This is a genomic window from Vagococcus hydrophili, from assembly GCF_011304195.1.
GTDB lineage: Bacteria > Bacillota > Bacilli > Lactobacillales > Vagococcaceae > Vagococcus > Vagococcus hydrophili.
Genome location: NZ_CP049887.1, coordinates 1,698,358 through 1,714,590, shown reverse-complemented (window position 1 = coordinate 1,714,590; position 16,233 = coordinate 1,698,358). Strand labels below are relative to the sequence as shown.

Genomic DNA, 16,233 nt, shown 5'->3' with positions numbered 1-16,233 from the left:
CTTTTTACTCTCCTCAACATTTTATTTTATCACTCGGTTCTCTCCAAACCATTTTTGACTCACTTTTTGGGACAATCCATCTGCATAAGCTTTATCTAAACCTTTATTTAATTCATCTCGTAAAGTCACTTCTCCTTTTTTCACACCAATCGCAAAATTCTCATTATCATATTTTCCTTTAACCAGTTGGAATTCTTGGCTATTATTTTGTTTTGATAAATAATACTCAGCAAACACTTTATCAATTAACAAGCCATCGATTCGCTTCGCCTCTAAATCCATAAATGCTTCTGTAAAAGTTGGAAAAACAATCGCATCTTGATCCTTCACGATATCTTTTAGGATGTCAGGTTTATTTTCAAATGCTTCATACCCACTAGAACCTTCTTGAGCTCCTAGTGTTTTATCCTTCATATCGGAAAATTTACTAATTTTACTTTCCTTACGTGTGACCAAAACTTGCTCATTGACTAAATAATCCTTAGTAAAATCAACTTTATTCTTTCTAGCATCTGTCACCGTATAACCATTCCAAATCACATCAATCGTTCCATTTTCTAGTTCCGTTTCTTTTAGGGTCCAATCAATTGGTTGAAACTTAGCCTTTAGTCCCATTTCTTTAGTGACTTCTTTTGCCAAGTCAATATCAAATCCCACTAGTTGCTCTTTTTCATCTCTAAATCCCATAGGAACAAAAGTATCATCAATTCCTATAACTAATTCTTTATTTTTTTGGATTTTATCCCACTGGCTATTCTTTTCTTTTGATGATTGACCACATCCGACTAAAACACTCAAGGTGATTAGACTTATTCCTGCTAATTTAATCATTCTTCTCATTGTTATACCCTCCTATTTCTAATACTTGATCAGCTATTTTTTTAGCAAATATGAGATCATGAGTCACTACAATCTGTGTAATGTTCTCTTGTTTCATCTCTAAAATCATGTCAGCAATACTGTCCACTAATAAAGGATCTAGCGCACTAGTTGGTTCGTCATAACATAGTATTTTAGGTTTCATTAATAAAGCCCGAATAATCGCAATTCGCTGTTTCTGACCTCCCGATAATTTAGATGGGTATTTATGTTTGGCTTCGACTAAGTTAAACCGTGTTAACCAAGTAAGAGCCTCTTTTTCTACAATTTCTTTTGTTTCTTTTTTTACCAACATAGGTGCTAACATCAGATTATCCAACACTGATAAATTTGGAAACAATTGGAAATCTTGAAATACCATGCCGATTTCTCCTGTATTTTTATCTAGTGCTAGATTTTGATTACTTATTTTCAACTCACCAGAATCGAGGCTTTCAAGACCCGCTAAACTTCGCAAAAGAGTCGTCTTGCCTACACCCGACGGACCAACTAAAGCCAAAATAGTTCCTTCCTCTATCTCTAAGGATAAATCCTTAAAAATATCTTTATTCTCAAATTGCTTACTAAAATTGATTATCTCAATCATTTATCTCACTCCTACTCTACTTGAAATATTTTTCTTTTCTCTAACCACTTCATGCTAAGAATCACTGTTCCTGTTAGAATCAAATAAATCACACCCACTACAATCATGGGAACAATACTGGCTTCACGCTGCATCGCAATTCGACCAGCCTTCATGACTTCGCTTAGCCCCAGCGCATAAATAAGCGAGGTATCCTTCACTAAGGTAACCACTTCATTTCCCAATGAAGGAAAAATAATTTTCATCACTTGAGGAATAATAACCTTTTGTTCTGCTTGCCACTTGCTTAACCCTAATACTTGAGCCGCTTCATATTGCCCTTGCGGAACAGCTTCAATACCTCCTCTAAATATCTCAGTAAAATAAGCGGTATAATTTAAAACAAAGGCAACTAAGACTGCCAACATTCTACTTTGAAGGGTGACACCAATTAATGGAAAACCAAAGAAAACGATTAAAAGTTGTAGTAGTAAAGGTGTTCCTCTGATTACCCATATATAAAAACCAACTACCCATCTCATCACTTTTATTTGTGTTCGGGTATAAATTAAGCCTAGTAACCCGCCTAAGGGTAATGATAATAAAACTGTCATAATAAAGACAAAAATTGTCGTCTTGGTTCCTTCTAGTAGTGCCGGTAAAATTTTAACGATAAGTTCCATTTCTACATTCCTCCTAATTTTTGGTACATCGAGTAGGAGAATAACCATGTTTGATTATTCGTCCTCTCACACCACCGTACGTACGGATCCGTATACGGCGGTTCAATTTTAAATTAACTATGTACTTTACTATAATGTTCTACACAAGAGATTAGTCCTAATTCGGCTACTCTCTTATTTGTCATCGTGGTAGTCATGACCCATGAATAAGCTATCCTCACTACGCCTTTACTTGTATGACTGTATTTATAAGCAGTATATTTATCCATACCTAGTTTTATTAAATTCTTTCTTCTATTTTGAGCGGTTTTCCATTGTTTCCATAAACACATTCTCACTCGGAAACGTAGATGAGATTCTATCTTCGATAGATTTTTCTTCATTTTTCCAATCTTAAAATAGTTAATCCAACCTAATATCACTTGATTCAATCGTTTAATTTTATCCTCGATACTGACACTCCAATTTTTACGTGTCAGCCTTTTTAATTTAAACTTAAAGCTTTCAACTGATGCTTGATGTGGTCTAGCTTGATAGCCATCCTTTCCTTTATAAAAAGAAAAACCTAAATACTTCAACTCTGAGTCTCCAGCTTTAATTATTTTGGATTTTGTGACGTTCACAATTAGTCCTAATTTCTCTTCGATAAATTTTGTTACTGAGCGCATGACTCTTCTCGCTGACATTTCACTTTTCACCATAATTAAACAGTCATCTGCATATCTGACAAAATGAAGCTGTCTTGCTTCAAGTTCTTTATCCAATTCATTTAACATAATATTACTTAGTAGAGGAGATAAATTACCGCCCTGTGGTGTACCTATATCCGTTGGCTTAACTTGTCCGTTGACTTGTACACCACTAACTAAAAATTTTCTAATCAGAGAAATGACATCACCATCTTTTATCACTCGTGAGATTAAATTCATTAATCTATCATGATTCACAGTATCAAAGAATCTCTCCAAATCAATATCTACAACCCATTCATAGCCTTCGTTAAAGTAATCCAACGATTGTTGGATGGCCATTTCAGCTTGTTTGTTAGGCCTAAATCCATAGCTATATGGACTGAACTCCTTATCAAACTTGGGGGAAATCACTTGAGATATAGCTTGCTGTATCACACGATCTTTTACTGTTGGTATACCTAAAAGTCGGACACCACCAGTTGGCTTCGGTATTTCTACTCTTAAAACGGGGGATGGTTTATACTTTCTGTTTCTGATTTGGGTGACTATTTCTTTTCTATTAGACGTTATATAACTCGCCGTTTCTTCAATAGTCATACCATCCACACCTTCGGCACCTTTATTTCGTCTGACTTGCTTAAATGCTTGATTCAGATTCTTTCTATCCACGATTTGTTCTAAAACTGTTTCTGTGTACATAGTTGTTATTTCCTTTCAATTCTGTAAAGTCGGTATCTACTTTAAAACTTTTCGTCAGTAGTCTATTTCCTCTTCCAGTGATTAATTTTTGATAACATTAAAATTGTTCAGCCCTTCGCTCTAGTTAACTTTCACTAACCGTCTTCACTACTACGGCTTCTGCTGACTTCTCATATCTCAGCCTTATGTTGCCATAAGATTTTGGGATAAGATGATGAGACCTCCCCAGTTAAGGTGCGAACTCTTTCACTCCATCTATCTGCCACATATACTCCATACGATTATTTCAATAGTTATCGGACTTTAACTTCTTTTGCAGTTTTATCCTCGTATGTAGCCTCCTATGTGATTTCTATTCGTCAGACCAGAGTTTTACCTAGAGCTTCCTTCAGATTCCACGTCACCATGGACACCCTTGCTTTCGGCTATACACTTACCACTATTAGGTCGTGTTAGGGACTTTCACCCGTTAGAGTTCGCCCATGCTGGGCGAACAAAAAAAGCCCCTCTGGCATATGCCAAAAGGACGATAACTTTAAGTTTCGTGGTTCCACCTTACTTTAATCTAAATCAATAGATCCTCAAACAGTCTAACAACTGCGTCACGGTAACGGGTGAATCCGAACTCCCCTACTCTTCATCATTTCAGGAAATTAGCTAAGAGATGTGTTCACCTACTGTTGTCTATCTTCTTTCACCAACCGAAGACTCTCTAAAAGACGCGAATAAGTTACTCTTTCTCTATCTGCTTTTTTATTTATGTGTGATATTGAAAAGTAATTTACCATGAATTTTTACGTGTGTCAAATAATAAATTTATTTACATGCTCATCATCGCAGCGAAGACTGGGACAAGAACAACAGTTACTAAGCCAACAACAACGACAGATAAGCTTGCCATTGCAGCTTCTGTTTCACCTAATTCAAGACCAACTGAAACACCCAATGCATGCCCTGATGCCCCTAAAGCTAAGCCTCTTGAAATCGGATTTTTTATATTGAAGAGTTTAATTAGATTTTTTCCTAATGCGTAAATTAAGACTGCTGTAAAAATAACAGCAAAAGCAGTGATACTTTGCAGACCACCAATTGATTTTGAAATAGGAACCGCAATCGCTGTTGTTGCTGCTTGGGGTAAAATAGCTAAAATAATTTCTTGATAGACACCCATTAATTTACCGACTACAATCGTTACAAAAAGAGCGACAGACGTACCAATTGTTAATGACATAATAATTTCCAAAGCATATTTTTTTAATACATCTCTTTTTTTATAAAGAGGGATTGCAAAAGCAACAGTTGCTGGATCTAGAAAGAAACTAATCATTTTTCCACCCGTATTATACTCTTCATAGCTAATACCTGTCACTTTTAAAATAACAATCCCTAGAACCATTCCAACAAATAACGGTGTGAATAAAAAGAATCCTTTGCTCCATTTAAACAACCAAGAACCAATACCAAAAGCAACTAGTGTAATCATAATTCCAATATATGGGGTCATTTTAACGCACCTCTTTTGCTTGATTTAGTGTTTGATTGGTCTTAACTACTTTACTACTTGAAAATGATTCTCTCATTTTTAGTAATAAAGAACTTGAGAAAGCAATTGTTACAAATAAAACCAAGATGCCGACGATGATTAGTGTCATAATTTGAAATCCATATTTTGCCATAATATCTAATGAATTGATTAAAGAAATACCTGATGGAACAAAAAGAAATGAAATAATTTTTGAAAAGCTATTTCCCAAACCTTCGACTTGTTCTAATTTAACAATCTTTAAACACAACGCTGTAAAAAGTAAGACCAAACCAATCAATGAAGGTGGTAATGGTATAGGCGAAATACTCGCAATTCCGTTTGAGATTAGTAATATTAAAGCGTAAACAAAAGCTTGTTCTAAAAAACCATACATTTTTTTCTTATCCATCATTCTCACTCCTACATTGTTTTATGGGCTTAGTATACAATGAGAATGATCTTTTTTTACCTTTTATTCATGACTTGCAAAAATCATGACACCACTTACAATTCTGAAAACATCACAAACATCTACTAATCAAGTCCTATTTTTTCTTTAAAATTTTTCATGTAAGAACGGCTAATTGGTACCTTTAAATCATTTAATAAAGTGACTTGTAGTGTGTGGTTAAACCAAGGTTGGATTTCTTTTATTTTGGTTAAATTTATCATGAAACTCCGATGTGTTTTAAAGAATAATTGACTAGGTAATTTACCGCTGAGATGATTCAAGGTCCCTGTCATTTCATATTGTTTATCCTTAGTCACAATTGTTAAAATTCTTCCCTCTACAGAAACGGCGTAAATTTCTGCTGGGTCAATCAGAAAAATTCGGTCTTCTACATAAACTGGTATAGCATCAACGGTCTGTTGGACACTGCTCTCTGGCTCTTTAGAATCTAATTCTCCCACAGCTTTATCTAGTGCCAAAAGGATTTTTTTCTCTTCAAAAGGTTTCAAAATATAATCTCTAGCATTCACGGAAAAGGCTTCTACACCATAATGATTAAACGCCGTGGCAAATATGAGATAAGGAGATTTTTTTAACTTGACTAATTTTTCTGCCAAGTCAAAACCTGTTTCCCCCATTAACTGAATATCTAAGAAGATAACATCTGGTTTCTCATCCATTATTTGTGACATTGCTTCATCTACTGACTCTGCTGTAGCAATTGTTTTTACTTGTTTATGTTGCTCTACAAGATAGGACAGTTCCTCTCTTGCTAATGGTTCATCATCCACAATTAATACATGCATGTTTAAAACTCCTCTCTAATAATGGGTATGCTAATTAAAAATTGACTACCGCCTTCTGGTCGTGAATACACATCAAATTTTCCTTTTTCACCAAATAAACTATCAATTCGCCGAACTAAATTGTACAGCGCTGTCCCTGAACCTACTTCCGAATGCAATACACCTTGACCAATTTGCAAGATTCTTTCATCCGTAATTCCTGTACCGTTATCCCTTACATCAATTTTTAGTTTCTCAGCATCCGTATAAATTGAAACTTGGATTTGATTGTTCTGTTTTCTCTTATCAAACGCATGCTTAATAGCATTCTCTATTAATATTTGTAAGGCAAATGGCGGTATGCTAACATTTAATGTTTCTGGCTGAATATCAAACGTCACCTCGTATTTATCTGGAAACCGTGTCTGCTCTAAAATTAAATAAGCATCCACTTGAGCTAACTCTTGTTCTAATGGAACCAAGGTTTCAGCTGCACCTTTTAGATTACTTCTAAAATATTGGCTCAATTGTAACAATAACTCTCGTGCTTTTTCACTGTCTTTTCTCATCAAGGCTGAAATAGTATTGATTGAATTGAAGAAAAAATGCGGATTAACTTGAGATTGAAGGGATTTTATTTCTGCTTCTTTTAATAATTGGGTTTGAATTTCTGCTTCCCCTAATTCGATTTGAGAAGAAAAAATTGTGCCTAATCCTTCTGCTAAGGATTTCATCAATTCAGTTAAATCTCTTGAATCCGTAAAATATAACTTCAAAGTTCCTGCAATATTTTCTTTATTCATTAAAGGAATCACTATAGCAGCTGATAAGGGACAGGTTTTTTCTGTACAACCCACACTTGTTTTATTGTAGGCTATCGCTATTTTCCCCGTCTGAAGAACCTCTTTTGATAGCTCTGTGATCACATCTTTTTCAGGAATATGATGATCACTTCCTGCACCCACATGAGCTAAAATTTTGGAATTATCCGTAATACTAATCGCACTGACTTTCGTATAATGCTGAATAATTTTAGCCACATCTTGACTAGTACCAGGCTCTAAACCTTTCCTAAAATAAGGTAAGGTTTTCGCAGCTAATTCTAAAACATCATGGGTTTGAATCGCTTTTGCTTCTTCGACTTGATTTAAAGTACTATTTAAAATAGACATAAAAATAAAAGTCCCGACACTATTTAATAACACCATTGGTATGGAAATCAATTTAACTAAAGCGAATCCTTCTGCCAATGACCCTGTGAAAAATAAGACAAATAGCATTTGAATCATTTCCATTAATGCACTAACTAATCCCGAATGAAAAGGATTTGGAAACAAGTTTTTCTTGGTTAAAAGCTGTCCAAAAAGCCCTGACAATATACCAATTAAAATAGAAGATGGAATGTAAAATAAACCTGTTATGCCTGTCCCCTGAAAGGCTCGGTGAATACCTGCAACAAATCCAACCATCACACCAACAACCGGTCCTCCAACTAATCCAGAGACACTGATAGCTAATGTTCTTGTGTTGGCAATTGCTGCTTCATTTGAAATATGGGTTAAGACGTTGCTCTGCATAATTTTATCTCCTGATATTTCAATACCTGTTAAATTTGAGATGATGGCAAAAACACAAAAAAAGACGATCAACTTAATTTTAGATTGATACATCTCTCTCTTAAACAATAACGTTTTAAAATCATCTAAATTCACTAATAAGTAGGCTAGTAATATGATTAATCCAACCCGTTCCATCATCATAATAAATAACTCAATCATCTATCTCACCTCTCACTTTTTTTATTATTGTAACACTATTTTGTAAAAGATATAAAAAATTTTTATTATTGTACAAACAACAAAAAATAGAACTCACCCATCGAGTTCTATTTTTTCATTTATCCTTCTCACTGTCTGATATCTATCCAAGTAATATCTTTCGCTCCTAAATTATCAATTCCACGATATTCAAAAAGTGGTAAAAACATTTTGTCCAACTGATCTTCATCCATAAAATAACCAAAATGAATTTCTCTTTTTTCTTTACCATCAATTATTGGTATGTTATAAAAAAGATTCTCTACTCCGTGACTATCCAAATAATCCACTTCACCTGAGTAAGAAGTAAAATCAACTTGTTCCTCATCCATCACCCATCCCTTACTACCTTTATTAAGGAGATAAGGTTCATTTTGTAAGAATAAATTTTCGATAGTTGAATCGGCTAGATTTTCTAAAGTAGCTGTTATATAAACAAACTTGACTTGATTTTCTTTCTGCCCTATCTCCTCATCTACAGTCGTGCGACCGTTTCCTTCTTTGATGATTTTTTGACTGATTGTAGGGAGTTTATTATCAATATTCAGGATACCTTTCTCTAGTAACTCTTCATGGTTTAAACGAAAGTTATTTTCCTCTAACTGACTTAAATCATCTAAAACCTCGACTTTGTTGATTGTAAAATTAAAGAGTCCATTTGTATTTATTTTTACTTTCTCACCCACAGAATGAATCTGTTTGCTATTTTCCGGTAAGAATCCTAAATCTATTTTCTTTATTACTTCTTCTTTTTGATCTTTTTTAGGAGCTTCTTGGAAGGGTGTTGCCTCTTTTTTAGTCGTTTCTTCTAAAGCGATATTTTCTAAAACTTTTTTCCACTCCGCCTCATTCACATCATTTCCCACATAAGTTTTTAAAATATAGCCTTCTTTTTCAAAAAGCAGATAAACTATTGTATCAAAATCAAACGCAGCATCTTTATTTAATTTCTCACGTTCAATGATAACAACTTGATGTTCTCCTATTTTTGTTTCTTGGTAATCCTTTGTATAAAGCTCCTTAAACTCTGCTTGATTCGTTATTTGAAGCAATTCAAAACTGAGTCCACCTTCATTTAAATGATCTTTGTAGCTGTATTTATCCCCATGTTCATATTTTTCCATGTTTTCTGGTAGATAATCTAACTTAAGCTTATAAGATTTGTCATGGGTATAATTTTTTTCTTGATTAAGAGAAACATCTAACTCGTAATTCGTCTTCTTTGTTAAGAATTGGTAGACTTCATTTGCTGTGTAAACTGTCGCTGGTACTAAAAACAGGAGTGCTGCAGCAACTAGCCATAATTTTTTCTTAGTCATTTTCTTCTTAGTTGGTTCTTCTGATATTCCAGCTAAAAATTGTTTTTTTCTTGCTTCATAATCTTTTGAAAATTCAATTTTTGGATTGTCTTTATCAAATTCTTCTTGAACAAGTTTCTCTGCGACTTTCATCTCTTTATCTGCTTCATCATTGAACTTTTTCATAGTCACTACCTCCTAATATATTTTTCACAATTTTTTTCCCTCGCTCAAATTGTTTACGAATCGTCGCATCTTTTTGAGACATAATCTGTGCCACTTCTTTTGTTGATAAACCATAAAAAATTCGATACATAAAAACTTGTAAATATGGCTCTTTAAGTTCTCTTGTAATCTCTTGAAATTCAGCTTCTGAAACAAGTTCTTCCAAACGATCAACAACATTATTATCTGGTATTTGTCCACGATTATTTTCTTTATAATCTTCTATGTATTTAATCTGTGACGTGTTCTTCCGATACAAATCAATGGCTTTATTTTTTGTAATGGTTATTATTAACTTTTTCAAGTGTTCTTCATCTAAACGTTGTAGTTTCTCTTTTTCTTGATATAACTGCTCAAAAACATCTTGAGTAATATCTTCTGCCTGTTCCTTTTGATTTAATACTGAGTACGCTTGATAAAAAATTCGTTGTTCATAGGTTTCATACAAATATTCAAAAAAATGACGGTTAGACTTTATTTTTTTCATCGCCTTTTTTCTCTCCTTTCATCTTAATTGCCTCTTCATAATATATAACGTTTCAAAGGAAAAAAATGTGACATGCTTTCTTTCTATTTTATAATTTATCCAAAAAAAAACCTCTTAAAAATCAGATTTTCATCCAACTTTTAAGAGGTTATTCTTATATTTCTACCATTCTTTTTCTTCGTAATCTAATTCTCTGAACAGGCGAGCTTTTTCCTTCTTAGATAAGTAGCGCCATTGTCCAACAGGTAACGTTCCTAGTTCAATACTCATAATACGTAATCTTTGCAAGCGACAAACTTGATAACCAAGCTCCTCACACATCCGTCTAATTTGACGATTTAAACCTTGAGTTAAGGTGATATTGAAATCATATTTTGATAATTGTTCCACTTTACAAGGTAATGTTTTTGTCCCTAAAATATGAACACCTTCTGACATACCTTTAATAAACTCTGCATTAATGGGTCTATCTACAGAAACCACATATTCTTTCTCATGTTCATTTTCTGAACGCAAAATTTCATTCACAATATCCCCATCATTTGTTAGTAAAATCAGACCTTCTGAATCCTTATCTAACCGCCCGATGTGGAACACTCGTGTTGAATGGTTCACCAAATCAACAATATTCCCCTTAACCCCTTTTTCAGTCGTACTTGTGATACCAACTGGCTTATTTAAAGCGATGTACACATTATCTCGGGCAACGTAAAGCTGATTACCATCCACATAAACTTCGTCTCCGGGATTTACTTGGCTACCAATCTTAGCCTTTTTTCCATTAACTTTTACACGGCCTTCTTCAATCAATTTGTCCGCACCTCGTCTTGAGGCCTTACCTGCTTCACTGATAAATTTATTTAAACGCATGTTACTCACTTCCTTTATCTCTTGTTAGTCATTTCTTCTTTCTCTACTATACGTTATTTGGAAGGTAAAACAAGTAAAAGTTTGCTTAAAATTATAAACTATTTTCCATTAACAATACTGCTAAACCCATTTTTTAATTCCGCATTTTCAGTAAGATTAAAATGAAGATAGTTTTCTTCGTTTCCTTGATTTTGTTGGGTCACATAAACTTTAGGTATCTCATTTTCTATCATAAAGAAATAAACATGTTTTTTTAAGTAAGGTTGTGTGTCTGCATCTGAATAAACGGCTACTAATTGATGAGTTGCTGTTCCCTCTCCAGTTTCAGACCACACAATCGAAACCGGCTGATTATTAATCGCCATGGTCCAATTACCACTAAGAACAGCACTTGGTAAACCAACACCATATAAATCAACATCATTTGTTTGGCTATATTCTTTATAACTTTGATCCATGGTCACACTAAAGTTAGCCATGAAATCACGCAAACTATTTCTCTTAGTGTCATTCCATAATGCTTTATCTTTTGTTTCTTTGACTTCCTCTTTTTTTGGGTCTTCTTTTTGAGAAGACACTTCTGCTTTTTCTTTTTTAGCGTACTCCACCATTTTTTCTGAACCATCTTTGATTTCAATCACGTTATCTAGTTTAACCATTGTATTGTTGATTTCCTTTTTCTTTTTGAAAACCATGGCTTCATTGTAAAATTTAATTTGGCTTTGATAATTTTTAGCAGTTGGGTCTTTTGGTTTACTCTCTAAGGCCATCTCCACGAATGCTTCTGCTTGCTCAAATTTCTCCTCAATAATAGCTTCTTTTGTTTTTTGCATGGACTGATCAAAACTTTTATTTTTACCACATGAGACTAACAATAAACTTAAGACACCTATAGACACGATTTTCACCATTCTTTTTTTCATTGTTTTCTCCTTCGTATAATTTTTCTATGTATATTGTACCTTATTTATAGATTTATTAGCTACTTTTGACTCTCTTTAATAAATTATTTATATCTGAGAAACATTGATACATAAGCTAGAAATATTTAATAAAGATAAAATAATTGCTTTTTATTTTTTAGTACTATATAGTTCTAATATGACAACTCATAAAAAACTTAATAAAGAGCATGTTGTTGAAACGGCTGCTAAACTATTTTTTGAAAAAGGCTTTGTTTATACCAGTATGGATGAAATTGTCCGTGTCAGCAATGTCTCAAAATCAAATGTTTACTATCATTTTTCTAACAAGGATGAACTCTTAGTTGCTGTGATCGATTTTTGGATTGATACGTATCAAAAGAACCTTGAAGTGGCACTTTCTCAGATTTCTCTATCTGTGGAAGAAAGAACCTTACTTTTTTTAGATAGTCTTTCTAGTGGCGTAGAAAAACGTGACTACCAAGGAGGATGTCCTTTTATCACTTTAGCCATTCAAGCACCGAACGATGCAACGATTATCAAAGAAAAAATTGCCCAATTTTTTTCTAGTTTAACCTTTGTTTGCGAGCGCCTTATTCAGGAAGGAATCGAAAAAAAAGAATTTAACCCCAATATCAATCAGACAGAGATCGCTCAGCTATTTATTACCAATTTAGAAGGGGCTTTGTTTCTCGCAGAAATGAAAAAAGATAACCGTATTATCACAACAACAGCTAAACAACTATTTAAATTACTCAAATAAGAGTAATTTTTTTAAACTAAATTAGTACTATTCAGTACTACAAAAGGAGAATAACTTATGAACGTTTTAATTATCGGCGCTACGGGATTTATTGGAAGTGAAATTGTGACTCAACTGACTAGTAAAAATATCAAGTTAACGCTACTCGTTAGAAATAAAGACAGAGCTCTTCATTTAAAAAGGCTGAATGATTCAAGGATTCAATTAATTACGGGAGATTTAACTTTACCTAATTTAGGTTTAAATGAGACAGATAAAAAAATAGCTTTATCCTGTGATTCGATGATTCACTGCGGAGGACCAATGGACATCTCTTTGTCAAAAGAAGAGGCTAAAACAGCTTTCCTAAATGGAGCAAAACACGTTGCTGAATTGGCTACAGAAATCCATAAAACTAATGGATTAAAGCAACTAATTCATATTGTTGGGTACATGAGCCCTTTTAATGATGACCCAAAAGATTGGTCAGACTATGATGTTTTTGATGAAATCCATCCCTTATTAGCCAGTGATTCTTTTTATGAACAGATGAAATTTCAAGCAGATATTTTGATGCGTCAGGTTGCTTTACAAGAAGGCTTTCCACTAACTGTTATTAATCCACCTACCGTTATCGGCACAAAACAAACAGGTCAAACAGAACAACTCGCTGGATTTGGTTTATTTATGGATATTATCAGACAGGGACTTTTACCCGTAATTCCTGGTGGTAAGAATTATCGATTACCAGTTATACATAAAGATGTTTTTTCTAATTTTGTTATTCAAAATTTGCTAGATCAGCCTAAACAAAATGCCACTTATACTTTAGTTCAAGATAAAAATAAAGATTTAAATTTACCAGTATTAATGTCACTAGTCTCTCAATCAATGAACATGAAGACGCCAAAAATTACAGTACCAATGCCTCTTCTAAAAACATTCATGACGTTTGGAGGTAGTCAAATAACTGGAATTCCTAAATCCGGTTTGAATTTTATGACAGATAAACAATTTGATAATCAATCGCTTAAACATGATTATCCTGAATTTTTAATCGATGATTTATCTGTTACTGATTCATTACCACTTGTTGTTGCTGATATTGATCACACGTTGACTTTTGGAAAAGAGGATATCGAACCTTTTATCAGGACAACACTTAATCAAACAACTCTTTATCAACTGAAAGGAGAAGGAAAAACACTTGTGTTAATTCATGGTCTATTCAGCGAAGGAAGTGATTTATTTCCTTTAGGACTTGAGTTAAACAATCAAACAAATCGACCTGTTTGGATAGTTGATTTACCTGGATTTGGACGTTCACCTTTTCAGAAAAGCAATAATGTTCTCGCTCCCTTTTTAGAGGTGGTTCGAATGATTCAACACGAGTCTAAAAACCAAGTGACTTACGTTGGACATTCTTTTGGAGCAGCCCTTTTAATAGAAAGTATGGAACAACATATTTTATCAGATGATCAACAACTTATTTTGCTCCAGCCACCTGTTATAAATAAAAAAAATACCCAACCAATTTGGCTGAGTAAACTTTTGTTAAAATCAGTTAGTTCTGAACAACTAAAGCAGTATTTTATTAAACAAGGATTATTTTCTCAAGAAGAAATATCTGATAATTACTTTAAGAAATTAAAACAAAGCTTTAGTTCTCCAAGAATTTTAAATACCAATTTACTCATGAATAAAGCCTTATCTCAAATGAACTTTAAGCAATTAGATAGTAACTCAATTACAAGTATCTGGGGAGCAAAAGATAAAGCATACGAACAACCTAATAACTTTAATATCAAGCATACTTTCCCCTTTGGACATCATTTTCCTTTAAGTCATCCTAAAGAAACAGCTAAAACTATCACTGATAGGCTTTAAAATAGAAAAATAGGAGATTCCAACAATTTAGGAATCTCCTATAAATTAACTGTTAACAATATAATATACATTTCTTAGATAGTTTTTTCTAACAACTCAATATTTATTTATAATTCACTTTGACGTACACGTTCAATATGTATGGTCAAATAGATTTCTTCTTCTAGAGAAGGTTTTACTTTTTGATTCTCACTTAAATAGTTAAGAATTTTATCGGAGCATTGAAAGGACTCTGGATATTGTTGAAGAACTAATTTCATCATATCGTCTGTCATGGCTTCCATACCTATTTCCTTAACTTGTCTAATGAGAAAATATTGAAGATGTGTCACTAGACGTGAGAAGCTCAGTGAACTTTGATCTATCTTTATTTGAAAATGATATTGGATAATCGAGAGTATATCCGAAATAACTTTTGTAAAGTTCATCGCTTGTTGCATCGATTCATAATTTTTTACATTACTAATAAAATGCATCGCGATGGCTGTTGCTTCTGTTTCATCTAAATCTATCTCTAGTTTTTGATTGATTAGCTGTACAGCCTTTTCTCCTAACCTAACTTCAGTAGGATATAATTGCTTAATATCCCAATGTAGAGGTGTCACCATTTGAATATTTTTGTTTTTTCGATCAATAGCTGAATAAATATGATCTGCTAAAGAAATCAGCATAGATAAACCAAATTCTGTCTCAAATTCACTCTCAGCAATCTTAATGACATCATTACTAATTTCGATAAACACCATAGGAATTTCCTGAATAAGTGCTGAAATTTTAGCAAGCTCATTGTCAACATTGTCCTTTAAAATAAAAGTTTTATCCACTAAATCACTACTTACCGTGTCACCAGGATACGCTTTATAACCCACACCTTTTCCCATAACAATCATGACAGATTTGTCAGAGCTATTCTCCACAAGCACCACATTATTGTTTAGTCGTTGCTTTACATGCATATAACTTCCTCCCGTAAAAGATTACAGCAGTGAAGCTGCCTCCTCATCCACAATTAGAGTAAAATCAGGATGTGTTGTCAACAGCGTAACAGGAAACTCTTCCGTTACGATACCTTCTACTAATTTTTTAACAACCTCTGCTTTGCTTTTTCCATTTGCGATCATCACTAGTTTTTTGATTTGCATAATACTCTTTGGACCCATTGTAACATAAAAATCAGGACGTTTTTCTTCCACTCCACCGACTTCACTTAACAGGATATCAACCATATCTGGTCTGGCATCTTCAGTTACTCGACTTGTTAAATCACCAAATTTTGTGGTATTTGGTAAGTTACCACAATAATGTCCATCAGCACCCACACCTAATAATACAAAATCTAATCCTCCATCATTTGCAATTATGTCATCATAACCATCATAATTAGTGTCATCTAGCACATGTATTTTTTCTTTGTTAATGGCTGCTGGATCGAAATACAATTTATTCAGATTAGTCATAGTTACCCCGTAACCCTCTTCCCCTTTAAAAGGTATTTCGTCAAAATTATAGTAGTGAACATTATCAAAGTATGTTTTATTTTTTACCAATGGTGTCATAATCTCGTAAACACCTTTTGGCGTTGATCCTGCTGTAATAGCAATATTGGTTCGATATTGCGTATGCATCGCTCCTAGTAACTGTTGTGCGCCCACTTCATTCATCTCTTGAACATCTTTTGTTATAATTAATTTCATATTATTGTCTC

16 protein-coding genes and 1 other annotated feature are annotated in these 16,233 nt (G+C 33.6%); of the genes, 2 read left to right on the top strand and 14 right to left on the bottom strand.

Annotation, left to right across the window (positions count from 1 at the left end):
- Positions 1 to 21 precede the first annotated feature (21 nt).
- The 12 genes from G7082_RS08555 to G7082_RS08500 all read right to left on the bottom strand — a co-directional run bounded on the left by G7082_RS08555 (position 22) and on the right by G7082_RS08500 (position 11,899).
- Positions 22 to 840, bottom strand: coding sequence for an amino acid ABC transporter substrate-binding protein (locus G7082_RS08555; RefSeq protein ID WP_202983086.1), 819 nt, complete (start codon positions 838 to 840; stop codon positions 22 to 24).
- Positions 824 to 1,465, bottom strand: a complete 642-nt coding sequence (locus G7082_RS08550) for an amino acid ABC transporter ATP-binding protein (protein WP_166034684.1) — start codon at positions 1,463 to 1,465, stop codon at positions 824 to 826. Before G7082_RS08550 ends, G7082_RS08555 begins: the two co-directional genes overlap by 17 nt.
- A gap of 11 nt (positions 1,466 to 1,476) precedes the next feature.
- Positions 1,477 to 2,127 carry an amino acid ABC transporter permease gene (locus tag G7082_RS08545; protein WP_166034683.1) on the bottom strand — a complete coding sequence of 217 codons (651 nt, stop codon included), beginning with the start codon at positions 2,125 to 2,127 and terminating at the stop codon, positions 1,477 to 1,479.
- Positions 2,128 to 2,240: 113 nt separating this feature from the next.
- Positions 2,241 to 3,518 carry a group II intron reverse transcriptase/maturase gene (gene ltrA / locus G7082_RS08540; protein WP_166033354.1) on the bottom strand — a complete coding sequence of 426 codons (1,278 nt, stop codon included), beginning with the start codon at positions 3,516 to 3,518 and terminating at the stop codon, positions 2,241 to 2,243.
- Between the two features lie 519 nt (positions 3,519 to 4,037).
- Positions 4,038 to 4,273 (bottom strand) — a binding site (T-box leader).
- Between the two features lie 65 nt (positions 4,274 to 4,338).
- Positions 4,339 to 5,022 carry an antiholin-like protein LrgB gene (lrgB, locus tag G7082_RS08535; protein WP_166034682.1) on the bottom strand — a complete coding sequence of 228 codons (684 nt, stop codon included), beginning with the start codon at positions 5,020 to 5,022 and terminating at the stop codon, positions 4,339 to 4,341.
- A 1-nt stretch (position 5,023) separates the two neighbouring features.
- Positions 5,024 to 5,452, bottom strand: a complete 429-nt coding sequence (gene lrgA / locus G7082_RS08530) for an antiholin-like murein hydrolase modulator LrgA (protein WP_166034681.1) — start codon at positions 5,450 to 5,452, stop codon at positions 5,024 to 5,026.
- A 125-nt stretch (positions 5,453 to 5,577) separates the two neighbouring features.
- Positions 5,578 to 6,300 carry a LytR/AlgR family response regulator transcription factor gene (locus tag G7082_RS08525; RefSeq protein ID WP_166034680.1) on the bottom strand — a complete coding sequence of 241 codons (723 nt, stop codon included), beginning with the start codon at positions 6,298 to 6,300 and terminating at the stop codon, positions 5,578 to 5,580.
- A gap of 2 nt (positions 6,301 to 6,302) precedes the next feature.
- Positions 6,303 to 8,057 carry a sensor histidine kinase gene (locus G7082_RS08520; protein WP_166034679.1) on the bottom strand — a complete coding sequence of 585 codons (1,755 nt, stop codon included), beginning with the start codon at positions 8,055 to 8,057 and terminating at the stop codon, positions 6,303 to 6,305.
- 128 nt (positions 8,058 to 8,185) lie between these two features.
- Positions 8,186 to 9,580 (bottom strand): hypothetical protein, encoded by a 1,395-nt coding sequence (locus G7082_RS08515; RefSeq protein WP_166034678.1) that lies wholly within the window; start codon positions 9,578 to 9,580, stop codon positions 8,186 to 8,188.
- A complete protein-coding gene (locus G7082_RS08510; protein WP_166034677.1) occupies positions 9,564 to 10,106 on the bottom strand; it encodes a sigma-70 family RNA polymerase sigma factor in 543 nt (180 codons plus the stop codon). Before G7082_RS08510 ends, G7082_RS08515 begins: the two co-directional genes overlap by 17 nt.
- Before the next feature lie 162 nt (positions 10,107 to 10,268).
- On the bottom strand, positions 10,269 to 10,976 hold the full coding sequence (gene rluF / locus G7082_RS08505; protein WP_166034676.1) for a 23S rRNA pseudouridine(2604) synthase RluF: 708 nt from the start codon (positions 10,974 to 10,976) through the stop codon (positions 10,269 to 10,271).
- A 98-nt stretch (positions 10,977 to 11,074) separates the two neighbouring features.
- Entirely contained in the window at positions 11,075 to 11,899 is an 825-nt protein-coding gene (locus tag G7082_RS08500; RefSeq protein WP_238842633.1) for a DUF4767 domain-containing protein, read from the bottom strand.
- Positions 11,900 to 12,077: 178 nt separating this feature from the next.
- On the opposite strand from G7082_RS08500, the gene G7082_RS08495 reads away from it, so the two are divergent.
- Positions 12,078 to 12,662: a TetR/AcrR family transcriptional regulator gene (locus tag G7082_RS08495; RefSeq protein WP_166034675.1), complete on the top strand. Its 585-nt coding sequence runs from the start codon at positions 12,078 to 12,080 to the stop codon at positions 12,660 to 12,662.
- Between the two features lie 57 nt (positions 12,663 to 12,719).
- Entirely contained in the window at positions 12,720 to 14,528 is a 1,809-nt protein-coding gene (locus G7082_RS08490) for an alpha/beta fold hydrolase (protein WP_166034674.1), read from the top strand.
- A gap of 107 nt (positions 14,529 to 14,635) precedes the next feature.
- On the opposite strand, the gene G7082_RS08485 is transcribed toward G7082_RS08490, so the two are convergent.
- Positions 14,636 to 15,484: a PRD domain-containing protein gene (locus G7082_RS08485; protein WP_166034673.1), complete on the bottom strand. Its 849-nt coding sequence runs from the start codon at positions 15,482 to 15,484 to the stop codon at positions 14,636 to 14,638.
- Between the two features lie 21 nt (positions 15,485 to 15,505).
- Positions 15,506 to 16,222, bottom strand: coding sequence for a glucosamine-6-phosphate deaminase (locus G7082_RS08480; protein WP_166034672.1), 717 nt, complete (start codon positions 16,220 to 16,222; stop codon positions 15,506 to 15,508).
- Between the last annotated feature and the right edge of the window lie 11 nt (positions 16,223 to 16,233).